The organism is Candidatus Kosakonia sp. 282A-S69 (genome assembly GCF_029433855.1).
GTDB lineage: Bacteria > Pseudomonadota > Gammaproteobacteria > Enterobacterales > Enterobacteriaceae > Kosakonia > Kosakonia cowanii_A.
The window spans coordinates 854,088-880,703 of sequence record NZ_JAROAU010000001.1 but is presented as its reverse complement, the minus strand read 5'-3'; the positions used below and the strand labels follow the sequence as shown (position 1 = coordinate 880,703).

Sequence of the window (26,616 nt, the reverse complement as noted above, 5' to 3'; positions counted from 1 at the left end):
CATCGGACCACTGCCTTTTCCAGGTTATACTCAGGCAATATTTGCTACGTCAGCCGCTATTTATTTGAGGAATTGTATGAGTCAGGCGCTATCTAATCTGCTGGCATTATTGAATCTGGAAAAAATTGAAGAGGGGCTGTTTCGTGGGCAGAGCGAAGATTTAGGTCTGCGCCAGGTCTTCGGCGGCCAGGTCGTTGGGCAGGCGCTCTATGCGGCGAAAGAGACCGTTCCGGCAGACCGCCTGGTACACTCCTTCCACAGCTACTTTTTGCGCCCCGGCGATAGCCAGAAACCGATTGTTTATGACGTAGAAGTGCTGCGCGACGGCAACAGCTTTAGCGCCCGCCGCGTGGCGGCGGTACAGAACGGCAAACCGATTTTCTATATGACCGCCTCCTTCCAGGCGCCTGAGACGGGCTACGAGCATCAAAAAACGATGCCCGCCGCGCCCGCGCCGGACTCGCTCAAATCGGAAACGGAGATCGCCCGCGATCTCTCGCATCTGCTGCCACCCGGCGTAAAAGAGAAGTTCCTCAGCGACAAGCCGCTGGAGATCCGCCCGGTCGAGTTCCATAACCCGCTGAAGGGCCATGTTGCCGCTCCGGTGCGCCAGGTGTGGATCCGCGCTAACGGCGTGCTGGATGAAGACTTCCGCATCCATCAATATCTGCTTGGCTACGCGTCCGACTTTAACTTCCTGCCGGTGGCGCTGCAGCCGCACGGCGTCGGTTTCCTTGAGCGCGGTATGCAAGTGGCAACCATCGATCACTCGATGTGGTTCCACCGCCCGTTCAATATGAACGACTGGCTGCTCTACAGCGTTGAGAGCACCTCTGCCTCCAGCGCGCGCGGCTTTGTGCGCGGCGAATTCTATACCCAGGATGGCGTGCTGGTGGCCTCCAGCGTGCAGGAAGGGGTAATGCGTAACCGTAACTGAGCCGGTTGCGTTATCGCCAAAAGAGAAGCCTCCGCAAGCGGAGGCTTTTTTATGCTCAGGAGAGACTCAACTTATCAGGCGTTGTAGGCGTTTTCACCGTGGCTGTTGACATCCAGCCCTTCGCGCTCTTGCTCTTCCGGTACGCGCAGGCCAACTGTCATATCCGCCAGTTTGTAGCCGATAAAGGCCACCACCGCAGACCAGACGATAGTGATACCCACGCTCTCCAGCTGCACCAGCACCTGGTGGCCCATCGTGACGCCGGAGGCGAAGCCTACGCCGCCAAGCGAGGTAGCGGCGAAGATCCCCGTCAGGATACAGCCGATAATGCCGCACACACCGTGAACGCCGAAGACATCGCACGGGTCATCGACGCGCAGCATACGTTTCAGCGCCGTCACGCCCCACAGCCCGGCCAGACCGCACACCAGGCCAACAATCAGCGCACCGCCAACACCGACATAACCGCACGCCGGGGTGATACCAACCAGACCGGCAATCGCCCCCGAGCAGGCACCGAGCAGCGAAGGCTTACCGCGCATGGCCCACTCACCAAAGACCCAGGAGAGGATGGCGGCAGCTGTGGCGACCACGGTGTTAACAAACGCCAGCGCGGCGATTTCGTTCGCGCTGCTCGCCGAACCGGCGTTGAAGCCAAACCAGCCAACATAGAGGATTGCCGTACCGATAAAGACCATCGGCAGGTTGTGCGGTTTAAACGCCTCTTTGCCGAAGCCGACGCGTTTGCCAATCAGGTAGGCACCCACCAGGCCGGCAATGGCGGCGTTAATGTGCACCACCGTACCGCCCGCAAAGTCGAGCGCGCCGTGGGTTGCCAGCAGACCGCCGCCCCACACCATGTGCGCAATCGGCACATAGGAGAGCGTCATCCATACCACCACAAAGATCAGCACCGCAGAGAAGCGAATACGCTCGGCGAGCGCGCCGACGATAAGCCCCACGGTGATGCAGGCGAAGGAGCCCTGGAAGGCGACATGGATATATTGATAGATGCTGCCCATTACGTCGGTCAGGGCAATATTTTTCAGCATTACCCAGTTGAAGCTACCAAAGAAGCTGTTACCTTCGCTGAAGGCCAGCGAGTAGCCATACACCACCCAGAGAATACAGACCAGCGCGAAGGTGACCGCCACCTGGGTCAGCATTGAGAGCACGTTTTTGCCACGGATCAGGCCGCCGTAAAAGAGCGCGATGCCAGGAATGGACATAAACAGCACCAGTGCGGTGCAAATCATCATAAAACCGTTATCTGCTTTATCCGCAACGGCCGGCGCGGCAAGCGCCAGGCCCGGCAGCAAAGCCAGCGAGGCAAGGGTTGCTTTTACTGTTTTCATTGTCATTTTTCCGATCCCTATCACTGTGTGTCAGCTATTACAGCGCCGCTTCGTCGGCTTCGCCGGTACGAATACGGATCACGCGTTCGAGTTCAGCAACGAAAATTTTGCCGTCGCCAATTTTTCCGGTGTAGGCCGCTTTGCTGATGATATCGATCACCTCATCAAGCTGATCATCGGCGATCGCTACGTCGATTTTTACTTTTGGCAGGAAGTTGACGCTGTATTCCGCACCGCGGTAAAGCTCGGCATGCCCCTTCTGACGGCCAAACCCTTTTACTTCCGTCACGGTCAGCCCCTGAATACCAATCGAAGAGAGCGCTTCACGCACATCTTCAAGTTTGAATGGCTTAATCACCACGGTTACCAGCTTCATAGATTCCCCTCACTCGACATTCGCAAATGGACGCAGCCAACATGAGGAAGGTATTGCAAGGGGTGTGCCAGAAATGTGAAGGCGCGCGTTTTCGCGCAATAAAGAGACAAAGCCAGAGGCGGTGATGGGCAGCGCAAGCGCAGGGGTGCGGCGAACGCGGCGGGAAAAAGCAAAACGCACCATGACAGTGCATGGTGCGTTACATTTTTGCACCACCGGGCGCTGGTGCGCGCCGGGTGCTTAATTTTGGTGCATCAGGCGCTGAGCGACTCTTCCCGCGCGCTGGCCGCCAGCTCTTCACCGGCTAATTGCAGCTGGTACATCTGGTAGTAGCGCCCTTTCGCCGCCAGCAGCTGCTGATGGGTACCGCGCTCAACCGCCTGCCCGCGGTGCAGCACCAGAATAGTTTCCGCGTCGACAATGGTCGATAAGCGGTGCGCAATCACCACCAGCGTGGTCTTCTCGCGGATCGCCGCCAGCGCCTGCTGGATCGCCTGCTCGGTGCCAGAGTCGATATTCGCCGTTGCTTCATCAAGGATCAGGATCTGCGGCGCATCAACCAGCACGCGCGCCAGCGCCAGCAGCTGTTTCTGACCAACGGAGAGATTATTCCCCTGCTCACCGAGGCGAGTGTAGATCCCTTCGCTCATGGTGCGCGCCAGATCGGCAAGCTGGACGATCTCCAGCGCCTGCCAGACGCGCGCTTCGCTGATCTCCCGCCCAAGGGTGACGTTGGCAAAGAAGCTGTCGGCCAGCACCACGGGATCTTGCTGCACCATCGCGACGCCTTTACGCAACGCGCTGTGACCCAGGGTGGCCAGCGGGCGACCGTCGAGGCGGATCTCCCCTTTGGTTAACGGGTAGTAACCCATCAGCAGGCTGGCGAGGGTGCTTTTACCGCTGCCGGTATGGCCGACCAACGCGACAAAGCTGCGCGGTTCAACATGCAGAGAGATATCCTGCAACACCAGCTGATCTTCGCGGTAGGCAAAGGAGAGGTTTTCAATGTCGATCGCCCCACTGTGCAGCGGCGTCTCATCGTCGCCGTAATTCTGCCGCGGTCGGTCCATCAGTTCGAAGACGCGCTCGCCGGCGACCACCGCCTGTTGCAGCATCGACTGCTGCGTCGTCAGCTCGATCAGCGGCTCGTTAAGACGGCCGAGATAGCTGATAAAGGCGTACAGCACCCCAACCTCCACCGTGCCGACGGTCGAGAAGCCAAACAGCATCAGCAACCCGCAGAGCACCAGCGCCGAAAAGAGGCTCAGCAGCGGGCGCAGCAGAAAGCCATCAAGGCGCAGAGTTTGCATCCGCGCCAGGTAGTGCGAGCGGCTGGCTTCGCTCATGCGCTCGCCGAAGCGCGCCTGCTGGCGAAACTGCTGGATCACACTCATGCCGTTGATGATCTCGTTAAACCCGTCATTAATGTCGGCAAGGTAGGCGCGCATACGCCGCACAATCGGCGTGCTGAAACGCTGATAGAGCAGCATCACGATAATGACCGCCGGGAAAATGCCCATCGCCACCAGCGCCATGCGCCAGTCGAGGCTGAACATCGCCACCAGCATCGCGCCGATCAGCGCCGCGCTGCGCAGCACGGTGGCGACCACCGTTACATAGAGATCGCGGATCACTTCAGTATCGTTGGTCACGCGCGAGATAATCTGTCCTACCGGCTGGGTGTCGAAGGCGCTGAGCGGCTGGCGCAGCGCGGCATCCATCACGTCGGTGCGCAGCTGCTGCACCACGCCCACCGCCGCCTGGTTAAAGAGCAGCGCCTGGGCATAGTGCAGCCCCGCCGCGAGCAGTTGCAGGCCGACATAGGCCGCTGCCAGCCCGGCGATAAGCGCGAGCGGCAGGTAGCTCTTCGCCACCATATTATCGATAAAGTAGCTGATCAGTGCCGGGCCGGAGACTTCGGCAACCGCCGCCACCCACAGCATCAGCACCGCTTTGCTGAGCGGCTTGCGCCACGGTTTACCGTAGACCAGCAGACGTTTCAGCGTCGGCCACTGGCGAGAGAAGTTACGCATGCTGGGTCTCCTGCGGATGATCGTCCAGCGCCGCTTCCAGCTGCTGATACCGGTACATGTCGCGATACCAGCCAGGCTGGCGCGCGAGCTGCTCATGTTGGCCACGCTGGGCGATATGGCCATGTTGCATAACAATAATCTCACTCGCCTCCGTCAGCGCCGACAGGCGATGCGCGCTGATAATCACGGTGCGGCCTTCGCCCCACTGGCGCAGGTTGTGCAAAATCTGGTGTTCTGTGCGCCCATCCACCGCGGAGAGGGCATCATCAAGAACCAGGATTTCGGCATTCAGCAGCAGCGCACGAGCGATGGAGATACGCTGTTTCTGCCCGCCGGAGAGCATCACGCCGCGTTCGCCCACTTCGGTGTCGTAGCCCTGCGGCAGCCGCAGAATATCGTCATGCACGCTGGCAAGCTTCGCCACATGCTCAATCTCCTCCTGCGTGGCACCTGGCCTGCCAAGGGCGATGTTATTGCCGATGGTGTCGGAGAAGAGAAACGGCGTCTGGTTGACGACCGCAAGACGGCTGCGCCAGCTGTCCAGCTTCAGCTGCGTGAGCGGAATATCGTGGAAGCGGATATCGCCCGCATCGACATCAAAATGGCGCTGAATAAGCGCCAGCAGCGTACTTTTGCCCGCGCCGGTCGGGCCGCAGATGCCGAGCATCTGACCCGGTTCAAGGGTCGCGCTGACATTGACCAGCGCCGCGCCGTCGGTTTGCGGATAGTGAAACTCGCGGATTGAGAGCGTTAAGGTGCCGCGTTCGGCGGGCACGCTTTCCGTACCGTCGTTCACCACCGGCGCTTCCGCCAGCATATCGCGGATGCGGCTGTAGGCGGCGCTGCCGCGCTCGACGATGTTGAACATCCACGCCAGCGCCAGCATCGGCCAGATCATCAGCCCAAGGTACATAGCAAAACTGGTCAGCTCGCCGAGGGTCAACGAACCATGCACCACCATCCAACTGCCGCCGCCAATCGCCAGCATGTTTGCCATGCCGATGGCGATATAGATAGTCGGGTCGAAGCGCGCATCGACGCGCGCCACGCGCATGTTTTTCGCTCCGGTATCCGCCGCTTCGCTGCCGAAGAGCGCCGACTGGCGATCTTCCAGGCCAAAGGCTTTGATCATGCGGATGCTGGTCATGCTCTCCTGGGTGCGATCGTTTAACGCAGAGAAGGCCGCCTGCGCCGCTTTGAAACGGCTGTGCAGCTGATCGCCGTAGCGCTTGATCACCAGCGCCATAATGGGCATCGGCAATAACGACAGCAGCGTTAACTGCCAGCTGATTTGCGTCGCCATCACGATCAGCACCACGCAGCCCATCACCAGCGAATCAACCAACGTTAAAACGCCTTCGCCGGCGGCAAACACCACACGGTCAACGTCATTGGTGGCGCGCGCCATTAAATCGCCGGTACGGTGACGCAGGTAAAATTCCGGGTGCTGGCGGCTGAGCTGGCGATAAAAATCTTCGCGCAGCTCGACGGCGAGTTGATAAGAGGCACCGAAAAGCCAGACACGCCAGACATACCGCAGCAGATAGGTGACGACGGCTATCGCTACCAGCGCCGCCACCCATATCCACACCTGCTGATGGGTAAACTGCTTCTGGGTGACGCCATCCACCACAATCCCCACCACTTTTGGCGGGATCAGCTGCAAGATAGCAATAATGATAAGTAAGGCGACGGCGCCGAGGTAGCGCTGCCACTCCCGACGAAAATACCAGCCTAACTGAGCAAATAATCGCACGCGGTTACATCCTGAACGTGAATTGCCGACGGTCGGTTAACCGCCGGAAGGGTTATTCAATGGGCAAAGCCGTGGTGTATTTTATCTGTTCCATGGCGAAGCTGGAGGTGACATCCGAGAGCCCCGGAACGCTGTTGACCAGCTTCTTATAGAAGTCATCATAGCGTTTCATGTCTGCCACCTGGACGCGCAACAGGTAATCGTACTCGCCAGCCATACGCCAAAAGCCTAGCACTTCCGGGAGCTGTGTCACTTCGCTGACGAAGCGGTTATACCAGTCGCTGCTGTGATGCTGGGTTTTGATCAGCACAAAGGCCGTCAGCCCCAGCCCGAGTTTTTCCGCATCCAGCACCGCCACGCGGCGCAGTAAGATACCGTCATCTTCCAGTTTTTTCAGCCGTTTCCAGCACGGAGTGGTGGTCAGATTAACGGCATCAGCCAGCGCCTGCAAAGAGAGCGAACAATCCTGCTGCAATAACGCCAGCAGCTTGCGGTCAATTTTATCTAACATCCCCTGCTCCGTTAGAAAATTTTTCTCTAAACAGTCTACCGCAAAGGCGAAATGGCAACCTTTTTTTCTTCGCCTTTCGCTAGACTGGGCACAAAATGACAAACGGAACAGCATCATGAACAACAGCTGGGTCAAATACGCGATTAATGAAATCAATGCCGACGCGCAGCGCTCTGCGGATACCCACCTTATCCGCCTGACGCTGACGGGTTTTCCGGGCATCAACCTCTACTTAAAAGATGAAAGCACGCATCCCACCGGCAGCCTGAAGCACCGCCTTGCGCGCTCGCTGTTTCTCTACGGCTTGTGCAACGGCTGGATCAAGGAAGGCACCACGATTATTGAGGCCTCGTCCGGCTCCACCGCCATATCAGAAGCCTGGTTTGCGCGCCTGCTCGGGCTGCCCTTTATCGCCGTGATGCCTTACTGCACGGCGAAACGCAAAGTGGAACAGATCGAGTTTTACGGCGGCCGCTGCCACTTTGTCGACAGCGCCTGCGAGATCTATGCCGAATCAGAGCGGCTGGCAAAAGAGCTGAACGGTCACTATATGGATCAGTTCACCTTCGCTGAGCGCGCGACGGACTGGCGCGGCAATAACAACATTGCCGATAGCATTTTCCGCCAGATGAAAAACGAGCCGCATTCGGTGCCAGAAGCGATTGTGATGAGCGCCGGGACGGGCGGCACCTCGGCAACCATTGGCCGCTATATTCGCTGCCAGGGTTACGACACGCGCCTGGTGGTGGTTGATCCGGAGAATTCCGTCTTCTTTGACTACTGGCAGCAGCGCGACAGCTCGCTACGCAGCCCAGTCGGCAGCAAAATCGAAGGCATTGGTCGCCCGCGCGTCGAGCCGTCGTTTATTGCCGATGTGGTTGATGAGATGCTGCGTGTGCCGGATGCCGCCAGCGTTGCTACCGCCCAGTGGCTGGAGACGCAGCTTGGCCGCAAAGTGGGTGCCTCTACCGGCACCAATATGTGGGGGGCGTTACAGCGTGCGGCGCAGATGCGTGAGGAAGGACGCAATGGCTCGATCGTCACCCTGCTGTGCGACAGCGGCGAGCGCTATCTTGAAACCTACTACAACCCGCAATGGGTAGCGGCGAACCTCGGCGATATCGAACCGTGGAAAGCGCAGATCGCCCTGCTTACCTCACCGCAATAGCAATGGCTACAGACAAAAAAAGCCGGGTTAACACCCGGCTCGCTGGCAATATCTTTTCATTCGGGGGAATAAGGAAGATGTGGAGTGTCCAGCCAGTGTGTCAAAAAGTGCGACACCGCCTGATTACGGCAGTGCCCGATTACCGGTAAGTGCGGCAGTGCCGCGCGCAGTTGCGGCATTGCGTTGCCCATGATCATGCCGTAGCCGACGCTCTCTAACATCTCTCTGTCATTCATCGCATCGCCAAACGCCATACACTCTTGCATCGTCAGCCCTAACGAGGCAGTGAGCACCGCCAGCGCTGCGCCTTTGTTGCAGCCCACCGGCAGGATCTCGAGACAATCCATCGCCGAGAAGCAGATATGTGCCTGGAGGCCAATTTGCTCATTAAGCTGCACCAGCAAGCGGCAGAGATCGTCGTGATCGCCGACAAAACTTATCTTGGCAACCTCATGGGGTGGCAAGCGTTTAAGATCCACAATCTGGTAGCCAAAATCACTGAAGAGATGCGCCTGTAGCGCCTCCGGCATCGGCTTATCGGTGAGCCAGCCGGAATCATTAAACACGTGTAGCGAAGCAGAGGTCTCCCAGCGGCTGTGCAGCACGCGGTCTACCACCTGCGGATCGAGATCCTGGCGATGGAGCAGCTCGCCCTTTAAGGAGTGGATGCGCGTACCGTTGCCGGTGATGAGAAACGCATTGAGGCCGATATGCTGCACAACGCGCTGCATCTCCAGCGCGTGCCGACCGGTGGCAAAGGCCAGCGTAATCTCCCGCTCATGTAAGCGCCGCAACGCCGCCAGCGTTTGATCGCCTAAACGATGGTCGGGCATAAGCAGGGTGCCATCCATATCAAAAGCGACCAGACGCGCCATGATCTACTCTCCAGTTCTGATGCTGTTAGGTTGTGTTTCAGTATTGCGTGGGATATACGGAAGTAATAGTGAATAGATAGAAATTATTGTTCCGGGTTATGAGATTACTTAACCGCCTTAACCAATTTCAGCGTCTCTGGTCGCCCTCTGCCGGCGAGGATCAGACGGTAAACATTAGCGAGCTGGCCCTGCGCTGCTACTGCAGCGAACGCCATATGCGCACACTGCTGCGCCAGATGCAGGCCGCCGGTTGGTTAACATGGCGGGCGCAATCCGGGCGCGGCAAACGCGGCGCGCTGCATTTCTGTGTGACGCCGGAGCGGCTACGCCGCGAGATGCTGGAGCAAGCGCTGACCGCCGGGCAGCAGCACAACGCGCTGGCGCTCGCCGAGCTGGATCCTGCGGATTTGCGTGCGCTGCTCAACCCCTACCTCGGCGGGCTGTGGCAGAATGAAACGCCGACTCTGCGCATTCCCTACTATCGCCCTCTGGAGCCTTTATTACCGGGTTTTCTCGCAGGGCGGGCGGAGCAGCACCTGGCCGGGCAGATCTTTAGCGGGCTGACGCGCTTTATCAGCCGCAGCGCGTTACCGCAGACCGACCTGGCGCACCACTGGGAGATCAGTGAGGATGGCCTGTACTGGCGTTTTTATCTTCACGCCACGCTGCACTGGCACAATGGCGATGCGGTCACCGCCGCGCAGCTGCATGCGCAGCTTGTCGCCCTCCTCGATCTGCCCGCGCTACGAACCCTTTTCGCCAGCGTCGAACGCATTACTCTCACCCATCCATGGTGCATGACCTTTCAGCTGCATCGCCCCGATTACTGGCTGGCGCACCGGCTGGCGAGCTACGGTAGCCGCCTGGCGCACCCGTCTCATCCGCAGATTGGCACCGGTCCGTTTCGCCTTGCCATCTTCAGCGACGAACTGGTGCGCCTTGAGAGCCACGATCACTACCACCTCGGGCATCCGCTGCTGAAAGCGGTCGAGTACTGGATTGCGCCGCAGCTTTTTGATGAGGATTTAGGCACCAGCTGCCGCCATCCGGTGCAGATCGCCATCGGCGAGCCGGGGGAGTTGCGCCATCTGCAACCGGTCAGTAATAGCATCAGCCTCGGTTTTTGCTATCTCGCTCTACGGCCAGGCGCGCGGCTGAGTCCGGCGCAGGCGCGCCGTCTGGTGCAGATTATTCATCACACCTCACTTCTGCAGACGCTGCCGCTGGATGAGGGACTGATTACTCCGAGTGGAGAATTACTGCCCGGTTGGCATATTCCCGGCTGGCCCGAAGAAGATGTCGCCCTGCCTGCGAAACTGACGCTTATCTACCATCTGCCGGTGGAGTTGCACACCATGGCGCAGCAGCTTAAAGCCTATCTTGCCGTGCTCGGCTGCGAGCTGACGGTGATCTTTCATGACGGTAAAAGCTGGGAGGGGTGCAGAGAACTTGCGGCGGCGGATTTGGTGATGGGCGACAGGCTGATTGGCGAAGCACCGGAGTACACCCTGGAGCAGTGGCTGCGCTGCGATCCGCTGTGGCCGAACCTGCTTGGCCGCGCGCAGTTCGCGCATCTGCAGGCGACGCTGGATGCGGTACAGCGCCAGGCCGACGAGTGGGCGCGTATCGCGGCGTTAAAAGCGCTCTTTGATACGTTAATGACCGGGGCGCTGCTGACGCCGCTCTTTAATTACCACTACCGCATTAGCGCGCCGCCGGGCGTCGAGGGGATCGAGGTTAATCGCCGCGGCTGGTTTGAGTTTACCGAGGCCTGGCTTCCGGCCCCGTCGACGTCGGCGTGAAGAAGCTGGTCGCTGCCTGACTCACGCGCTACCATACCTTTTTTGTATAAATGTCAGGAATAATTATGAAACGTGCCGTTGTCGTCTTCAGTGGCGGACAAGACTCCACGACCTGCCTTGTGCAGGCGTTACAGCAGTATGATGAAGTCCATTGCGTGACGTTCGATTATGGTCAGCGCCATCGCGCTGAGATCGACGTCGCGCGCAAACTGGCGCAAAAGCTGGGGGCGCGGGCGCATAAAGTGCTGGATGTGACGCTGCTTAACGAACTGGCCGTGAGCAGCCTGACGCGGGACAGTATTCCGGTACCGGATTATGAAGAGAGCGCGGACGGCATCCCGAACACCTTTGTTCCCGGACGCAATATTCTCTTTCTGACCCTCGCGGCGGTATATGCCTACCAGGTGCAGGCAGAAGCGGTGATCACCGGTGTGTGCGAGACCGATTTTTCCGGCTACCCGGACTGCCGCGATGAGTTTGTGAAGGCGCTTAATCACGCGGTGAGCCTTGGTCTGGCGAAAGATATCCGCTTTGAAACGCCACTGATGTGGATCGATAAAGCGCAGACATGGGCGCTGGCGGATTACTGGGGCGCGCTGGATCTGGTGCGCAGCGAAACCCTGACCTGTTATAACGGCATTAAAGGCGATGGTTGCGGCCATTGCGCGGCGTGCCATTTACGCGCCAATGGGTTACAGCAGTACGTTGCCGATAAAGCGGCAGTGCTGAGCGCCATGAAAGCAAAAACCGGATTGAAATAAACCTGACCAACAAATCCGCACCACTCCCGTAGGCCGGATAAGCGGCAGCGCCATCCGGCATGATCACCGCGGCAATGTTGCCGGGCGGCAGCGTAAAAACCAGCGTCGATCCCGTAGGCCGGATAAGCGGCAGCGCCATCCGGCATGATCTCCGCAGCACCATTGCCGGATGGCGGCTTCGCCTTATCCGGCCTACCAAAACGCAGTTCCAGCGATACCGACGTTTCTTTTACCTGCAATATGACAGCGACGGGGTTGTGTCCCCGCTGAAATCGGCGAACCGGAGCGTGAATGACAAGGTCTGGACGCCATGGATGGCGGGCAGAGGCGAACCGGGACAGGACAAAATTGCCGGGAGCAATGTTGAACAGCGCTTGCGCTGGCCCCGAAGGGGCGAGTCCCATGGATGGGACGCGTAAACTGAGTTCCAGAATGGAGCGAGTAAGTCGAGCCGAGCCGGCCGCCGTCAGGCACGCGGGAGGTGAGCGCAATGCGCAGCACCGATTTCCTCGCGGGACCGCGGGGATTGACAAGGGGAGCGCGGCCGCTTCCCTTGTCCCGTTCACCGCACCAGTGAGAAAAATATTCCGCCGCACGCATGATGAACGGAATCATTCCACCAGTGCCATATGCCAGGCCGTTTGCCGGATGGTGCGTTCCGCTTACCCGCCCTACGGGGTTTCAGCGACGCCAGCGCGCCTAATCCCGCTCCCCAATCATCATCTCCAGCTTCTCCCGCAACTCCCCCTCCAGCGCCAGCGCTTTCTGGGTTTTAAGATCAATGCAGACAAAGGTCACCAGCGCATCGGCAACCACCTGCCCTTCCGGCTCCAGTGTCACCACCTGGCTTAACACCCCGCTTTTGCCATTAATCTGCTGCAAATGGCTGGTGACCGTCAGCAGATCGCCGAGCACCGCCGGACGGCGATAGTTGATATTGATGTTAACCACTACAAAAGCGATGTTATGGGCGGTCATCCACTGAAAACTCTCGTCATGTTCCAGCCCATCCCAGCGTGCTTCTTCGAGAAACTCGAGATAGCGGGCGTTGTTTACATGCTGATAGACATCAAGGTGGAATCCACGAACTTTTATTTGGGTCTGCATAGCGCGTTAACCTTTACCGTTTATAGTTATAGAGACAGAGGTCATACTGGTATGACCTCCTAATTCTGGCAAAAATTAGCGACTACGCAAGCAGCTTACAGTTTCAGGTTCGCCAGATTACGCTCCACCAGCTTGCTCCCCATGCCCGGCACCTGTTTTAAATCGTCGACGCTTTTAAACGGCCCATACTCTTCGCGGTAGCTGACGATCGCCTGCGCTTTTTTCAGGCCAACGCCCTTCAGCGCCTTTGATAGTGCTTCCGCCGTGGCATTGTTGATGCTGACTTTAACGTCGCCCTCCTCTTCCTGTGCGGACTTTGCCGCCTCCTGCGCGTTGGGGTGAGAAGCGGGTGCGGCGGAGTGCGTGGCGGGCGGTTTTGCACCGGTTGCGGGCGCGGCAAGCGTGGCAGAACTGAATGTCGCACACACAAACGCCAGGGGCAGTAAAAGGGTTTTGACTCCATGTTTCATACTGTTATCTCCGTTGTGTTAACTCGCAGCGGAGCATAACCGGGGCGGAAAAGGTGCACAAAGGGCAAACAGCAGAAATGGAAAAGGCCGCGAAAGCGGCCTTTGTGAATTGCAGAGCGTTACCTTTTTTTGGGAGAGAGTTCACGTTACTGCGGCTGTTCTGCGGTATCGCCCAGCTTAATTTTGGCTTCTTTACGCAGGTTGCTCATCAGCGCTTCAAAGGCGATCTGCGCGTTATTCTGCGTCACGCCCTGCATCATCGCTCTCTTCTGCGCGTCTGGCATTTCGCCCGCTTTCACCTCATCCAGCGCCATGATCACGACGTTACGCTGCTGATCGGTGGTACTGCCGTAGGAGGGTTTATCCTTCGCCGGCAGCGGCAGGTTGAAGGCCGCGGTTGCAACCGGATCCTGTCCGAGGCGCGCCAGGGTTTTCGCTTCGCCGAAGCTAAGGCCAGCGGCTTTCAGCGCCTCGTCACCTTTGCCCGCTTTCAGCGCTTCGACCAGTTTGTCCGCATCCAGCTTCGCCTGCTGCTCAGCTTTATCTTGCTTAACGATATCCGCAACCTGCGCTTTCACTTCCGCCAGCGGCTTAATCGCTTCCGCTTTATGGTCAGTCACTCGCAGCACGAACGCGCGATCGCCATCAACGGTGATGATATCGGAGTTGTTGCCCGGCGAACCGTTTTGCCCTACCAGACCGCCGTTGAAAATCGCATCGCTGACCGGTTTGAAGTTCAGCTCTTCCGGCAGATTGTCGCGAGTAAACCACTCCGTCTGCACCGCTTTGATACCTGAAACCTGCTCGGCACCGGCCAGGGATTCGTTATCGTTGGTTGCCGCTTCACTCACTTTACGCTGTAGCGCGAACCAGGCATCGAGCGCATTTTCATGCTTCACTTTTGCCGCCAGTTCATCGCGTACTTCGTCAAGCGGTTTGACAACGGCAGGCTGAATGTCATCCAGACGCGCCACAAGATAGCCGACGGAGGATTTGATTGGGCCTGAAAGCTGGCCTTTCTCCTTCAGACCGGCGTTTTTCAGCTCATCCGGCGTGGTGGACTCTTCCAGCCAGCCCATGTCGCCGCCGTTACGGGCAGAGATGATGTCGGCGGATTTCGCCTTCGCCAGGGCAGCAAAGTCAGCCCCTTTTTTCAGCTCGTCGATGACCGCTTTCGCTTCATCTTCCGTTTTGGTCTGAATGACGCTGTAACGATTACGCTGCGGCTGAGTAAACTCATCCTTATGCTGGTCGTAGTAAGCCTGAATCTGTGCGTCGGTGGCGTTCTCCTGCATCGCCGCTGCGTCAAGCTTGATATAGCTTACGCGGAACTGCTCTGGCGCGATAAAGCGGCTTTTGTTCTGGTCGTAATAGCTGGCGATCTCGTCATCGCTGACCGTCTGTTTTGCCGCCAGCGCATTCACGTCAATTACCGCCTGGCGCACGACGCGCTGCTGAGATACCAGCGCCGCCAGCTCGTCGGTCTCACCTTTGAGCATAAAATCGGTGCCGGCAACGGCGTTGATCAGCTGCTGGGAGATGAGCTGGTTACGCAGCGCCTGCGCATATTGATCGGCGCTCATGCCCATACGGTTAACGAGGGCGTTGAAGCGGTTATTATCGAACTTGCCGTCAGAGTGGAAAGCGTCGGTGGCGAAGATTGCCTTTTTGACCTGCTCATCGCTGATATCAAGACCCAGCTTCTTCGCATATTGATCCAGCAGGGCTTCATCAATCATGCGATTGAGCACCTGCTGACGTACGGATTTCATGTAGTTTTCATTAGCGGCCAGTTCCGAGAACTGGTCACCCAGCTTCTCCGCCATACGGTTGCGCTCGCTGGTTACCGCATTTTCAAACTGCGCGCGGCCGATTTCCTGGCCATTAACTTTTGCGGCGTAATTATTGTTACCGCCAATCAGGTAGTTACCCACGCCAGTCAAAATGAATGACACGATAATCAAACCCAGAATGATCTTGAGCACGACGTGATTCGCCGCCGCGCGTAAATTGTCCATCATGGTGTAACAACACTCCGCTGTAGGTGACTGTAGATCTCAGGCAGCGCACGAGGCCCGCTGCATGTAAGCGCGTATTTTGACAAGAAAACGGCGCAATTGTTAGCCCGCATCGTGTATAAACTCGCAGAAATTGATTTTGCGAAAATAAAAAGGGCACACCTCGCGATGTGCCCTTGTATGTTGCTACCCTCCCCGCGTGGGGAAAGTCCTTAGTTCACGGCGTCTTTCAGCGCTTTACCTGCGCGGAAGCTTGGGACTTTGGCAGCAGCAATAGTAATCTCTTTGCCGGTTTGCGGGTTGCGGCCAGTACGGGCAGCGCGCTCTTTAACCACAAAAGTACCGAAACCAACCAGTGCTACGTCATCCCCGGATTGCAAAGATTCAGTAACAGAAGCAGTTAACGCATCTAACGCGCGTCCGGCGGCGGCTTTAGAAATGTCAGCGCCAGCGGCAATCTTGTCTATCAGTTGAGATTTATTCACTCTTCTCTTCCTCTCTTTATATTTTATATCGCACAACATCCTTCGAAGTGCGACCGCGCAGCAGTTATAACAGGCCTCTCATGCCCTTACAACATCAGTTGATGATGACACAGGAGACCAGCAATCTAAATTAGCTATACAAAAAAAGACTGGCAAGTGCGAAATCACTCACCAGCCTTATATTTCTCGACACACTTTGCGCGAGGTCACTATTTTGCAGTGGCTACCTGCATGCCAAACGGCGCACTCTGCAGCGCGAGCGTCAGCACTTCTTCAATACGTTTCACCGGATGGATATCCAGATCGGCAATCACGTTTTCCGGAATTTCTTCCAAATCGCGTTTATTTTCGTAAGGAATCAGTACGGTTTTGATCCCGCCGCGGTGCGCTGCCAGCAGTTTCTCTTTCAGGCCGCCAATCGGCAGCACCTGACCACGCAGGGTGATTTCACCCGTCATGGCGACATCGGCGCGAACCGGATTCCCTGTCAGGCAGGAGACCAGCGCGGTGCACATGGCGATACCGGCACTCGGACCATCTTTCGGTGTAGCACCTTCCGGCACATGCACGTGGATGTCGCGTTTTTCGTAGAAGTCGCCGTTGATACCCAGCTTCTCTGCGCGTGCGCGCACCACGGTCAACGCGGCCTGGATAGACTCCTGCATCACTTCACCCAGCGAACCGGTGTAGGTCAGTTTGCCTTTACCCGGCACGCAGGCGGTTTCGATAGTCAGCAGATCGCCGCCCACTTCAGTCCACGCCAGACCGGTAACCTGGCCTACGCGGTTTTCATCATCCGCACGACCGTAGTCATAGCGCTGAACGCCGAGGTAGTCATTCAGGTTGTCGCCGTTGATCTCGATATGCTTCAGGGACGGATCCAGCAACAGCTGTTTCACCGCTTTACGGCACAGTTTCGAGATTTCACGCTCCAGCCCACGCACACCGGCTTCGCGGGTGTAGTAACGGATAATGCCGATGATAGCACTGTCATCAACCGTCAATTCGTCAGGTTTCAGCGCGTTACGCTCAATCTGCTTCGTCAGCAGATGGCGCTTGGCAATGTTCAGCTTCTCATCTTCGGTGTAACCGGAGAGGCGAATCACTTCCATACGGTCCAGCAGCGGTGCCGGGATATTCATGGAGTTGGAGGTGGCAACGAACATTACATCACTCAGATCGTAATCCACTTCCAGGTAGTGATCGCTGAACGCCACGTTCTGCTCAGGATCGAGCACTTCCAGCAGCGCAGAAGCGGGATCGCCACGCATGTCGGAGGACATTTTGTCGATCTCATCCAGCAGGAAAAGCGGGTTTTTAACGCCCACTTTTGCCATTTTCTGGATCAGTTTACCTGGCATAGAACCGATGTAAGTGCGGCGGTGACCACGGATCTCCGCTTCATCACGCACGCCGCCGAGCGCCATGCGAATGTATTTACGCCCGGTCGCTTTAGCGATGGATTGACCAAGCGAGGTTTTACCCACCCCCGGCGGCCCAACCAGGCAGAGAATCGGCCCTTTGAGTTTGTTCATACGGCTTTGAACCGCAAGATACTCAAGGATGCGGTCTTTGACGCGCTCTAAGCCGTAGTGGTCGGTATCCAGCACTTCCTGCGCCTGGCGAAGGTCTTTTTTGACCTTGCTACGCGCATTCCACGGAACCTGCACCATCCACTCGATGTAGCCACGCACGACGGTTGCTTCCGCAGACATCGGCGACATCATTTTCAACTTCTGCAGCTCGGACTCGGCCTTCTCTTTGGCCTCTTTCGGCATTTTCGCCGCGTCAATTTTACGCTTCAGCGCTTCGTTTTCGTCCGGCGCATCATCCATCTCGCCGAGCTCTTTCTGGATGGCCTTCATCTGCTCATTCAGATAGTACTCGCGCTGGGATTTCTCCATCTGCTTCTTCACGCGGTTGCGAATACGTTTCTCAACCTGCAGCAGATCGATCTCCGACTCCATCATCGCCATCAGATACTCGAGGCGCTCGTTGATGTCGGACATCTCCAGCACCGACTGCTTGTCAGCCAGCTTCAGCGGCATATGCGCAGCAATGGTGTCAGCCAGACGCGCAGGATCGTCGATGCTATTCAGCGACGTCAGCACTTCCGGCGGGATTTTTTTGTTGAGCTTGATATAGCCTTCGAACTGGCTAATCGCGGTACGTACCAGCACTTCCTGCTCGCGCTCGTCAATTGCCGGCGAGTCGAGGTATTCCGCTTTTGCGGAGAAGTGCTCGCCGTTATCGGCAAGCGAAGTAATGCGCGCGCGCTGAAGCCCCTCAACCAGCACTTTTACAGTGCCATCAGGCAGTTTCAACATCTGCAGAATAGACGCCACGGTCCCGACGGTGAAAAGATCGTTTACACCCGGCTCATCCGTTGACGCTTCTTTCTGCGCAACCAGCATGATTTTTTTATCATGATCCATGGCTGCTTCAAGACAACGGATTGATTTTTCCCGCCCCACAAATAACGGGATGACCATGTGCGGATAAACCACCACATCGCGCAACGGCAATACGGGGATTTCAATGCGTTCAGAACGCTCAGGATTCATAGAGCTCTCTCTTAGTTTAAAGTCCGCCAGGTAATCAAGGTGACGTGACTGTGCCACACGCACCATTAACATGTAATGGAGTATATGGGGATGTTTCCCACACATTCAACGCCGGGAAGTCGGAAAAATAAAAGGGGAGATAAAATCCCCCCTTTTTGATTAACTGACTGTATGAATTGACGAATTATTCGCCAGATGCCTGCTGCGCCTCCGGCTTGCCGTAAATCAGCAGCGGCTTGGTTTGCCCGTCGATTACCGACTCATCAATCACCACTTTCTCGACGTCTTCCAGCGACGGCAGATCGTACATGGTGTCGAGCAGCGCGGCTTCTACGATAGAGCGCAGACCACGTGCGCCGGTTTTACGGCTCATCGCTTTTTTAGCAATCGCGTTGAGCGCTTCGTCGCGGAACTCCAGATCGACGCCTTCAAGATTAAACAGCGCCTGGTACTGCTTGGTCAGGGCGTTTTTCGGCTCTTTCAGGATCTGAATTAGCGCTTCTTCACTCAGCTCGTTCAGCGTGGCAACAACCGGCAGACGACCGATGAACTCCGGGATCAGACCAAATTTGATCAAATCTTCCGGCTCAACCTGCGCCAGCAGTTCGCCCTCTTTGGCTTTTTCGGATTTTCCTTTCACCGTCGCGCCAAAACCGATGCCGGAGCCGGTTTCCACACGGTGAGAGATCACCTTATCAAGGCCTGCGAAAGCACCACCGCAGATAAAGAGGATTTTGGAGGTATCAACCTGCAAAAACTCCTGCTGCGGATGCTTACGGCCGCCCTGCGGCGGAACGGCTGCGACAGTACCTTCAATCAGCTTCAGCAGCGCCTGCTGTACGCCTTCGCCCGACACGTCACGCGTGATGGAAGGGTTGTCTGACTTACGGGAGATCTTATCGATCTCATCAATATAGACGATGCCGCGCTGCGCTTTCTGCACATCGTAGTCACACTTCTGCAGCAGCTTCTGAATGATGTTTTCCACATCTTCACCGACGTAGCCCGCTTCGGTAAGCGTGGTGGCGTCCGCCATGGTGAACGGTACATCAAGCAGGCGTGCCAGTGTTTCCGCAAGCAGCGTTTTACCGGAACCGGTCGGACCGATCAGCAGAATGTTACTTTTACCTAACTCAACACCGTTGCTGGTGTCGCCGTTGCGCAGGCGTTTGTAGTGGTTGTAGACCGCCACTGCCAGCACCTTTTTCGCCTGCTCCTGACCGATAACGTAGTCATCGAGATGGTGGCGGATTTCATGCGGCGTCGGCAGCGCGCTGCGCTCGCGGTGCGGCGCAACTTCTTTAATCTCTTCGCGAATAATGTCGTTACACAGATCCACACATTCGTCGCAGATATACACGGACGGCCCGGCGATCAGTTTACGCACTTCATGCTGGCTTTTGCCGCAAAAAGAGCAGTACAACAGTTTGCCCGAACCATCTTTGCGTTTATCTGTCATGAGTAAAACCTCTTTTCTGTTCTTTGCGCCACACGACGACGCAAATGCCATTCCAGGCGCAAAACGTTACTCAGGCATTACGCCGCTTGCACTGGAAAGTATAGCGGCCAATGCGGACTGAGCATTAGTTACGATGGGTCAAAATTGAGTCAACCAGCCCGTACTCTACTGCTTCTTGCGCGGCAAGGAAGCGGTCACGTTCGGTATCGCGCTCAATTTGTTCTAAGGATTGACCCGTGTGATGCGCCATAAGTTCATTCATGCGCCCTTTCACTTTCAGGATCTCACGCGCGTGGATTTCGATATCCGTCGCCTGACCCTGATAGCCGCCCAGCGGTTGGTGGATCATCACGCGTGAATTAGGCAGGCAGAAGCGCTTGCCTTTTGCGCCAGCCGTCAGCAGGAATGCGCCCATTGACGCGGCCTGGCCCATACAGATGGTGCTGACGTCCGGTTTAATAAATTGCATGGTGTCGTAGATCGACATGCCTGCCGTAATGACGCCGCCCGGAGAGTTAATGTAGAGATAGATATCTTTTTCCGGGTTCTCTGCTTCGAGAAACAGCATTTGTGCCACGATCAGGTTGGCCATATGGTCTTCGACCTGACCGGTCAGGAAAATTACGCGTTCCTTGAGAAGACGGGAGTAGATATCGAAAGAGCGCTCACCGCGGGAGGTCTGTTCAATAACCATTGGCACCAGGGCCATATGGGGTGCAAAGTTGTCTCGTTCGCCGCTGTATGACATTTCCGTCTCCTGGATAAAAAATTAACAAACTTGCTGCACTGATTGTACTTGAGTGAAAGAGGTCTGACTACGACCCCTCACGGACGGATTATCAGCCAGAATCTTTCCTGCCACCCTCTTTAGTGGGGATGACCACGCATGTTTTCAAGCATAACAATCTTTTGCTGTTACGCTAACCCTGAAACACGCTTTTAGCACAGTTCTGATAAAGCCAATACGATAAAAAAAGCCCGCCACCAGCAAGCAGGTGACGGGCTTATTACTTTTAGCTATCGCAGAAAACGATTAAGCCTGTTGGTTCATCAGCTCGCTGAAGGAGGTTGCTTTCTCCGTCACTTTCGCTTTTTCCAGAACCGCTTCAACCGCTTGTTCTTCCAGCGCGACGTTACGCATGTTGTCCATCAGCTCTTTGTTTTTGCTGTAGAACTCGATCACTTCTTTCGGATCTTCATACGCAGAAGCCATCTCTTCGATCAGGCCTTTTACGCGCTCTTCGTCAGCTTTCAGCTCATGGGTACGAATCACTTCGCCCAGCAGCAGACCAACGACTACGCGGCGTTTAGCCTGCTCTTCGAACAGCTCGCGCGGCAGTTCCAGAGCCTGTTTCTCGTTGCCACCGAAACGCTGAGCAGCCTGGCGACGCAGAACGTCGATTTCGCTGTCGATCAGTGCAGCCGGAACGTCGATGTTGTTGGCGTTAACCAGACCGTCGATCGCCTGAGATTTAACACGGTTACGCACGGCACCTTTCAGCTCGCGCTCCATGTTTTTACGGACTTCTGCGCGCAGACCGTCCATAGAACCATCTTCAACGCCGAAACGTTTGATGAACTCTTCGGTCAGCTCCGGCAGCTCACGCTCTTCAACTTTCTTCAGGTTAATAACGAATTTCGCCGCTTTGCCTTTCAGATTTTCCGCGTGGTACTCTTCCGGGAAGGTCACATCGATGGTGAACTCTTCGCCCGCTTTGTGGCCTTTGATGCCCTCTTCAAAGCCCGGGATCATACGACCCTGGCCCATCGCCAGCACGAAATCAGTCGCTTTGCCGCCTTCGAACTCTTCGCCGTCAACAGAACCGGTGAAATCGACAGTTACGCGGTCTTCCGCATCTGCAGCGCCATCTTTCTCTTTCCAGTCTGCCTGCTGCTTACGCAGGGTATCCAGCATGGTGTCAACGTCGGCGTCGGTCACTTCAACGATCGGTTTTTCAACTTCGATGGTGTCCAGCGCTTTCAGTTCGACTTCCGGATAGACTTCGAATTCAACAGAGTAGGTGAAGTCTTCGCCCAGTTTGTATTCGCCCGGAACATAGTTCGGTGCGCCAGCCGGGTTGATTTTTTCCTGGATGATCGCGTCGATGAAGTTGCGGCTCATCAGGTCGCCCAGCACATCCTGGCGAACAGAGGCGCCGTAACGCTGAGCAACGACGGTCATCGGGACTTTACCCTTACGGAAACCATCAATACGTACTTTCTTCGCTACGTTGACCAGCTCGCTCTTCACAGCGGTCTCGATGCTGTCAGCAGCGATTGTAATCGTTACACGGCGCCCAAGGCCCTGAGTGGTCTCAACTGAAACTTGCATCTTGTTACCTCAAAAAATCACAGTGCTCGGTCAACTCTACCCTGCGAAGCAAACCTTTCGCTTTGCAGAACCGGGATGCTCTCTCAAATCAGATATACATTCCCTGTCGTCAGAATCACCCCGAAGACATTCCGAAAAATAAGACGCAGCATTATAGCGGCATCGTAGATATGAGTCGAGAACGGTAATAGCGCAACGGTGCGTCATTTTTCACACTTCTGAAGCAATTATGCTCACAAAAAGGCGCTTCTCGCTCAAATTTCAGACAAAACAAAACGGCCCGCAGGCCGTTTTCACATTAACTGCATGCAACATACTGGAAAAGTTCAGCCTGTTGCAACCCGGTTTTCTAAGCGAGAGTCCCTGCGCCGCGGCAGGCTGGAGAGGCCAACAAGGTATCCTGTAGCCCCTCCCACTCTTTCAGGGTGTAGGTATGCAGCGCGAGCGCATGAATTTTCGTCGCCAGCTCCTCTGCCAGGGTAGCGTAAATCATGCGGTGGCGGTTGAGGAAACGTTCACCGGTGAAGCAGTCGCTTACCAGTACCACTTTGAAATGGCTTTCCGAACCCGCGGGAACGTTGTGGCGGTAACTTTCATCCACAACGTCGAGAAAAACAGGCTCAAATGCCGCCTTCAGTTTTGATTCTATTTGATCACGCATCATCATGGTACGCCTCCGACAACGCTGAGATACCAGCTATCCCTTTAAATGTTAGCCGCTTTTACCGTCTCCGTTACAATAAGACAACAAAAATTTAGCCTTCGTCGTGCTTTTGCGCTCAACGGCATAATCTCAAGGGAAAACCTGGCTATTTGCGGCGGGAATAGCATTTGAAGATCTTCCCTGCGCTGAAAAAAATCACAACACGATGAATTTACATGCGTTGAGGACTTCCTCTTAACAACGGCAATGTTATGATGGCGACAATTTTTCCCAGAAGCTTAGAGCCTTGAGAGCCTGAACATGATTAAGAAACTTCTCTTCCCGTTGGTTGCTTTATTTATGCTGGCTGGCTGCGCAACACCGCCGACCACGCTTGAAGTGACGCCGAAAATTACCCTTCCGCAACAAGATCCGAGCCTGATGGGCGTAACGGTCAGCATTAATGGTGCCGATCAGCGTCCGGATCAGGCGCTGGCGAAAGTCACCCGTGATAACCAGCTGGTCACCCTCACCGCATCGCGCGATCTGCGCTTCCTGCTGCAGGAAGTGCTTGAGAAGCAGATGACCGCCCGTGGTTACATGATTGGGCCGAACGGCGCGGTTAACCTGCAGATCATCGTTAACCAGCTCTACGCTGACGTCTCTCAGGGCAACGTGCGTTACAACATTGCCACCAAAGCGGATATTGCGATCATCGCCACCGCCGCCAATGGCAACAAGCTGACAAAAAACTACCGCGCCAGCTATAACGTAGAAGGCGCTTTCCAGGCGACCAACGAAAAGATCACCAATGCGGTTAACAGCGTGTTGACCGACACAATCGCGGATATGTCTCAGGACACCACCATCCACGATTTCATCAAGCAGAACGCGCGTTAATCTCTCTGCACTGGCCCGGTTCTGCCGGGCCAGCTGAGCCGCTATGCCCAGTCACTACTTACGCATTTTCACGCAGCCCAAATCAGCAATTTTGCTGATGCTCGGCTTTGCCTCCGGTTTGCCGCTTGCCCTCACCAGCGGCACGTTACAGGCGTGGATAACCGTCGCAGGCGTGGATGTCAAAACCATTGGCTTCTTCTCGCTGGTCGGTCAGGCCTACGTCTTTAAGTTTCTCTGGTCGCCGGCAATGGATCGCTATACCCCCTCCTTTTTAGGACGCCGCCGCGGCTGGCTGTTGCTGACGCAGGTTGCGCTCCTGATCGCCATCGCCGCGATGGGCTTTCTGCAGCCTGCCAGCGATCTGCGCTGGATGGCAGCGCTGGCGGTGGTGATCGCCTTCTGCTCCGCGTCGCAGGACATCGTTTTCGATGCCTGGAAAACGGATGTACTCTCGGCTGAAGAGCGCGGTGCAGGCGCGGCGATAAGCGTGCTCGGTTACCGCCTTGCGATGCTCATCTCCGGCGGTCTGGCGCTGTGGCTGGCGGATCGCTGGCTGGGCTGGCAAGGGATGTACTGGCTAATGGCGGCGCTGATGATCCCTTGTATTCTCGCCACACTGCGTGCGCCGGAACCGGTGGGCACCCTCCCCGCGCCGAGAACCCTTGAGGAAGCGGTGGTAGCGCCGCTGCGTGATTTCTTCGGGCGCAATAACGCCTGGCTGATCCTGCTGCTGATTGTCCTTTATAAGCTCGGCGACGCGTTTGCCATGAGCCTGACCACCCTCTTCCTGATTCGCGGCGTCGGTTTCGACCCGGGCGATGTCGGGATGGTGAATAAAAGCTTAGGGCTGGTGGCGACGATAATCGGTGCTTTGTGGGGCGGCGTGTTGATGCAGCGCTTAACGCTGTTTCGTGCCCTGCTGATCTTCGGTGTGTTACAGGCGATCTCCAATGCCGGTTACTGGCTGCTCTCCATTACCGATAAAGACATTGTGACGATGGGTGCAGCGGTCTTCTTCGAAAACCTCTGCGGCGGCATGGGAACGGCGGCATTTGTCGCGCTGCTGATGACGCTCTGTAACAGCGCCTTTTCCGCCACGCAGTTTGCGTTACTCTCTGCGCTTTCCGCCGTTGGCCGTGTCTATGTCGGGCCGCTGGCGGGCTGGTTTGTCGCCAGTTATGACTGGCCGACCTTCTATCTCTTTTCGATCTTTGCGGCGATCCCGGGGCTGGCGCTGCTGCTGCTGTGTAAACGCACGCTGGAGTATACGCAGCGCACGGAAGCCTTTATGCCGCGCACCGAGTTTACGGCGCTTTACCGGCTGGCGCTGCGTACCCTTGGCGCGGGCGCGCTGCTGCTTGCCGCCGGCCTGCTGGTGCTGGCCAGCAATGCGCTGGGTCTGACGCAGTGGTCGGTCGATGGCCTCCTGCTGGAGGGCGGCGCGCTGCTGGCGTTGGTGGGCATCCTCTTCGGTGGCGGGTTAGATCTGCTGGCGCTGCGCAGAACCGCCCTGCTTTAGCGGGGGCGAAACGGGCGTCACGGCATGCGATATATTTTGCATAGTGTAGGCCAGGGTTATTTTTTAACGGATAACCCTTTTAAAATCAGCTATTAAAAATAAAAAAAGCGAAAAAATAAATTTAGCGCCGTTATTATTTCGTTCATTAAACAGGCGTATTTTTGTTTTTTATCAAGACGCCCTGAGCGGACAAAAAATAAAAAATCTTAATTAATTTGTGCCTTATAAAATAAGGTCTATCCTATAACGATTCAGCACGGTTATTAATTGTTGGGTTTCATATTCGTTCCAATAATGTTTAATTCTTGCTGGATAATTGTTAATTATTTGTTTATTTGAACGATTGGTTATACCAATTTACCCTCAACGCAGATTGTAACGTCGGGTTTTCGTTATAATCGCTCTCTCTGGCTGTGCGAACGCCCGGTTTTACAGATTGTTGCATTCTGTGTGACATGTGCGGCAGAACCCAGTAACACCTTACTGACACAAAGCCAATCATGTTTACAGTAACGTAACCTTTCCGTAAAATGCCCGCACACTTTAAGCGCCACCAGATCCCGTGGAATTGAGGTCGTTAAATGAGACTCAGGAAATACAATAAAAGTTTGGGATGGATGTCCTTAATCGCCGGCACTGTATTACTCAGTGGCTGCGATTCTGCGCTTCTTGACCCCAAAGGACAGATTGGTATGGAGCAACGTTCACTCATCCTGACGGCTTTTGGCCTGATGATGATTGTCGTGGTGCCTGCCATCTTAATGGCCGTAGGTTTTGCCTGGAAGTATCGTGCGAGCAATAAAGATGCGAAGTATAGCCCGAACTGGTCACACTCCAATAAAGTGGAAGCTGTGGTCTGGACGGTGCCGATTCTGATCATCCTGTTCCTTGCCGTGCTGACGTGGAAAACCACCCACTCGCTCGAGCCGAGCAGACCACTGGTACATGACGAACGCCCGGTTACTATTGAAGTGGTCGCCATGGACTGGAAATGGTTCTTTATCTATCCGGAACAGGGCATCGCTACCGTGAATGAAATCGCCTTCCCGGCGAACACTCCGGTGGAATTCAAAGTGACTTCCAACTCCGTGATGAACTCGTTCTTTATTCCGCGTCTGGGCAGCCAGATCTACGCGATGGCCGGTATGCAGACCAAACTGCATCTGATTGCCAACGAAGCAGGTACGTATGATGGCATCTCTGCCAGTTACAGCGGCCCGGGCTTCTCTGGCATGAAGTTTAAAGCCATTGCAACGCCGGACCGCGCCGCATTTGACCAGTGGGTCGCCAAAGCGAAACAGTCTTCTACTACGGTGCCAGATATGGCGACGTACGAGAAAATTGCCGCACCAAGCGAATACAACAAGGTTGAATACTTCTCCAGCGTGAAACCCGATTTGTTTAAAGATGTTATTAACAAATTTATGGGCCACGGCAAGAGCATGGACATGACCCAACCGGAAGGTGAGCACAAGTCACACGAAGGTATGGAAGGCATGGACATGAGCCACGCGGAAACCTCTCACTAAGGGGCCGAGGAAAACG

22 protein-coding genes are annotated in these 26,616 nt (G+C 56.0%); 7 read left to right on the top strand and 15 right to left on the bottom strand.

What is annotated here, in order from left to right; translation table 11 throughout:
- The first annotated feature begins 76 nt into the window (after positions 1-76).
- Complete coding sequence (tesB, locus tag PU683_RS03830; protein ID WP_277170194.1) at positions 77-937, top strand: acyl-CoA thioesterase II; 861 nt, start codon at positions 77-79, stop codon at positions 935-937.
- Between the two features lie 74 nt (positions 938-1,011).
- Here tesB and amtB read toward each other — a convergent pair whose 3' ends face one another.
- The 5 genes from amtB to PU683_RS03805 form a co-directional block, all read right to left on the bottom strand.
- A complete protein-coding gene (gene amtB, locus PU683_RS03825; protein WP_277170193.1) occupies positions 1,012-2,298 on the bottom strand; it encodes an ammonium transporter AmtB in 1,287 nt (428 codons plus the stop codon).
- Between the two features lie 31 nt (positions 2,299-2,329).
- Positions 2,330-2,668 carry a P-II family nitrogen regulator gene (glnK, locus tag PU683_RS03820; RefSeq protein WP_023478250.1) on the bottom strand — a complete coding sequence of 113 codons (339 nt, stop codon included), beginning with the start codon at positions 2,666-2,668 and terminating at the stop codon, positions 2,330-2,332.
- A gap of 254 nt (positions 2,669-2,922) precedes the next feature.
- A complete protein-coding gene (locus PU683_RS03815; RefSeq protein WP_277170192.1) occupies positions 2,923-4,701 on the bottom strand; it encodes a SmdB family multidrug efflux ABC transporter permease/ATP-binding protein in 1,779 nt (592 codons plus the stop codon).
- On the bottom strand, positions 4,694-6,457 hold the full coding sequence (locus tag PU683_RS03810; protein WP_277170191.1) for a SmdA family multidrug ABC transporter permease/ATP-binding protein: 1,764 nt from the start codon (positions 6,455-6,457) through the stop codon (positions 4,694-4,696). Before PU683_RS03810 ends, PU683_RS03815 begins: the two co-directional genes overlap by 8 nt.
- Positions 6,458-6,509: 52 nt before the next feature.
- On the bottom strand, positions 6,510-6,968 hold the full coding sequence (locus PU683_RS03805) for an Lrp/AsnC family transcriptional regulator (RefSeq protein WP_023478271.1): 459 nt from the start codon (positions 6,966-6,968) through the stop codon (positions 6,510-6,512).
- A gap of 115 nt (positions 6,969-7,083) precedes the next feature.
- Between PU683_RS03805 and PU683_RS03800 the strand changes: the two genes are divergently transcribed.
- Entirely contained in the window at positions 7,084-8,136 is a 1,053-nt protein-coding gene (locus tag PU683_RS03800; RefSeq protein WP_277170190.1) for a PLP-dependent cysteine synthase family protein, read from the top strand.
- A 56-nt stretch (positions 8,137-8,192) separates the two neighbouring features.
- On the opposite strand, the gene cof is transcribed toward PU683_RS03800, so the two are convergent.
- Positions 8,193-9,011, bottom strand: coding sequence for an HMP-PP phosphatase (gene cof, locus PU683_RS03795; protein ID WP_277170189.1), 819 nt, complete (start codon positions 9,009-9,011; stop codon positions 8,193-8,195).
- Between the two features lie 98 nt (positions 9,012-9,109).
- Here cof and PU683_RS03790 point away from each other — a divergent pair, with 98 nt between their 5' ends.
- Positions 9,110-10,813, top strand: coding sequence for an SgrR family transcriptional regulator (locus PU683_RS03790; RefSeq protein WP_277170188.1), 1,704 nt, complete (start codon positions 9,110-9,112; stop codon positions 10,811-10,813).
- A gap of 65 nt (positions 10,814-10,878) precedes the next feature.
- On the top strand, positions 10,879-11,574 hold the full coding sequence (gene queC, locus PU683_RS03785) for a 7-cyano-7-deazaguanine synthase QueC (protein ID WP_277170187.1): 696 nt from the start codon (positions 10,879-10,881) through the stop codon (positions 11,572-11,574).
- Positions 11,575-12,273: 699 nt separating this feature from the next.
- Here the strand turns inward: queC and PU683_RS03780 are convergent.
- The 9 genes from PU683_RS03780 to bolA form a co-directional block, all read right to left on the bottom strand.
- Entirely contained in the window at positions 12,274-12,681 is a 408-nt protein-coding gene (locus PU683_RS03780; protein WP_277170186.1) for a YbgC/FadM family acyl-CoA thioesterase, read from the bottom strand.
- 95 nt (positions 12,682-12,776) lie between these two features.
- The gene (locus PU683_RS03775) at positions 12,777-13,151 is read right to left on the bottom strand and encodes a helix-hairpin-helix domain-containing protein (RefSeq protein ID WP_277170185.1); all 375 of its coding nucleotides are present in this window, start codon (positions 13,149-13,151) and stop codon (positions 12,777-12,779) included.
- 146 nt (positions 13,152-13,297) lie between these two features.
- Positions 13,298-15,172: a peptidylprolyl isomerase gene (gene ppiD / locus PU683_RS03770; protein WP_277170184.1), complete on the bottom strand. Its 1,875-nt coding sequence runs from the start codon at positions 15,170-15,172 to the stop codon at positions 13,298-13,300.
- A 209-nt stretch (positions 15,173-15,381) separates the two neighbouring features.
- On the bottom strand, positions 15,382-15,654 hold the full coding sequence (gene hupB / locus PU683_RS03765; protein ID WP_277170183.1) for a nucleoid-associated protein HU-beta: 273 nt from the start codon (positions 15,652-15,654) through the stop codon (positions 15,382-15,384).
- A 209-nt stretch (positions 15,655-15,863) separates the two neighbouring features.
- Positions 15,864-18,218, bottom strand: coding sequence for an endopeptidase La (gene lon, locus PU683_RS03760; RefSeq protein WP_277170182.1), 2,355 nt, complete (start codon positions 18,216-18,218; stop codon positions 15,864-15,866).
- A gap of 184 nt (positions 18,219-18,402) precedes the next feature.
- Positions 18,403-19,677: an ATP-dependent protease ATP-binding subunit ClpX gene (gene clpX, locus PU683_RS03755; protein WP_187801543.1), complete on the bottom strand. Its 1,275-nt coding sequence runs from the start codon at positions 19,675-19,677 to the stop codon at positions 18,403-18,405.
- 124 nt (positions 19,678-19,801) lie between these two features.
- Positions 19,802-20,425: an ATP-dependent Clp endopeptidase proteolytic subunit ClpP gene (gene clpP / locus PU683_RS03750; RefSeq protein ID WP_017458886.1), complete on the bottom strand. Its 624-nt coding sequence runs from the start codon at positions 20,423-20,425 to the stop codon at positions 19,802-19,804.
- A gap of 285 nt (positions 20,426-20,710) precedes the next feature.
- A complete protein-coding gene (gene tig, locus PU683_RS03745; RefSeq protein ID WP_124969419.1) occupies positions 20,711-22,009 on the bottom strand; it encodes a trigger factor in 1,299 nt (432 codons plus the stop codon).
- Positions 22,010-22,358: 349 nt separating this feature from the next.
- Positions 22,359-22,676 (bottom strand): transcriptional regulator BolA, encoded by a 318-nt coding sequence (gene bolA / locus PU683_RS03740; protein WP_277170181.1) that lies wholly within the window; start codon positions 22,674-22,676, stop codon positions 22,359-22,361.
- Positions 22,677-22,973: 297 nt separating this feature from the next.
- Between bolA and PU683_RS03735 the strand changes: the two genes are divergently transcribed.
- The 3 genes from PU683_RS03735 (at position 22,974) to cyoA (ending at position 26,600) form a co-directional block, all read left to right on the top strand.
- Complete coding sequence (locus PU683_RS03735) at positions 22,974-23,552, top strand: lipoprotein (RefSeq protein WP_277170180.1); 579 nt, start codon at positions 22,974-22,976, stop codon at positions 23,550-23,552.
- A gap of 43 nt (positions 23,553-23,595) precedes the next feature.
- Entirely contained in the window at positions 23,596-25,071 is a 1,476-nt protein-coding gene (gene ampG, locus PU683_RS03730; RefSeq protein ID WP_277170179.1) for a muropeptide MFS transporter AmpG, read from the top strand.
- Between the two features lie 581 nt (positions 25,072-25,652).
- Positions 25,653-26,600: a cytochrome o ubiquinol oxidase subunit II gene (gene cyoA, locus PU683_RS03725; RefSeq protein ID WP_187801540.1), complete on the top strand. Its 948-nt coding sequence runs from the start codon at positions 25,653-25,655 to the stop codon at positions 26,598-26,600.
- Positions 26,601-26,616: the final 16 nt, after the last annotated feature.

Excerpts from the sequence above, each read along its gene's own strand:
- tesB (WP_277170194.1), top strand. The coding sequence starts at position 77 with ATGAGTCAGGCGCTATCTAATCTGCTGGCATTATTGAATCTGGAAAAA.
- amtB (WP_277170193.1), bottom strand. The coding sequence starts at position 2,298 with ATGACAATGAAAACAGTAAAAGCAACCCTTGCCTCGCTGGCTTTGCTG.
- glnK (WP_023478250.1), bottom strand. The coding sequence starts at position 2,668 with ATGAAGCTGGTAACCGTGGTGATTAAGCCATTCAAACTTGAAGATGTG.
- PU683_RS03815 (WP_277170192.1), bottom strand. The coding sequence starts at position 4,701 with ATGCGTAACTTCTCTCGCCAGTGGCCGACGCTGAAACGTCTGCTGGTC.
- PU683_RS03805 (WP_023478271.1), bottom strand. The coding sequence starts at position 6,968 with ATGTTAGATAAAATTGACCGCAAGCTGCTGGCGTTATTGCAGCAGGAT.
- PU683_RS03800 (WP_277170190.1), top strand. The coding sequence starts at position 7,084 with ATGAACAACAGCTGGGTCAAATACGCGATTAATGAAATCAATGCCGAC.
- cof (WP_277170189.1), bottom strand. The coding sequence starts at position 9,011 with ATGGCGCGTCTGGTCGCTTTTGATATGGATGGCACCCTGCTTATGCCC.
- PU683_RS03790 (WP_277170188.1), top strand. The coding sequence starts at position 9,110 with ATGAGATTACTTAACCGCCTTAACCAATTTCAGCGTCTCTGGTCGCCC.
- queC (WP_277170187.1), top strand. The coding sequence starts at position 10,879 with ATGAAACGTGCCGTTGTCGTCTTCAGTGGCGGACAAGACTCCACGACC.
- PU683_RS03780 (WP_277170186.1), bottom strand. The coding sequence starts at position 12,681 with ATGCAGACCCAAATAAAAGTTCGTGGATTCCACCTTGATGTCTATCAG.
- PU683_RS03775 (WP_277170185.1), bottom strand. The coding sequence starts at position 13,151 with ATGAAACATGGAGTCAAAACCCTTTTACTGCCCCTGGCGTTTGTGTGT.
- ppiD (WP_277170184.1), bottom strand. The coding sequence starts at position 15,172 with ATGATGGACAATTTACGCGCGGCGGCGAATCACGTCGTGCTCAAGATC.
- lon (WP_277170182.1), bottom strand. The coding sequence starts at position 18,218 with ATGAATCCTGAGCGTTCTGAACGCATTGAAATCCCCGTATTGCCGTTG.
- clpX (WP_187801543.1), bottom strand. The coding sequence starts at position 19,677 with ATGACAGATAAACGCAAAGATGGTTCGGGCAAACTGTTGTACTGCTCT.
- clpP (WP_017458886.1), bottom strand. The coding sequence starts at position 20,425 with ATGTCATACAGCGGCGAACGAGACAACTTTGCACCCCATATGGCCCTG.
- tig (WP_124969419.1), bottom strand. The coding sequence starts at position 22,009 with ATGCAAGTTTCAGTTGAGACCACTCAGGGCCTTGGGCGCCGTGTAACG.
- bolA (WP_277170181.1), bottom strand. The coding sequence starts at position 22,676 with ATGATGATGCGTGATCAAATAGAATCAAAACTGAAGGCGGCATTTGAG.
- PU683_RS03735 (WP_277170180.1), top strand. The coding sequence starts at position 22,974 with ATGATTAAGAAACTTCTCTTCCCGTTGGTTGCTTTATTTATGCTGGCT.
- ampG (WP_277170179.1), top strand. The coding sequence starts at position 23,596 with ATGCCCAGTCACTACTTACGCATTTTCACGCAGCCCAAATCAGCAATT.
- cyoA (WP_187801540.1), top strand. The coding sequence starts at position 25,653 with ATGAGACTCAGGAAATACAATAAAAGTTTGGGATGGATGTCCTTAATC.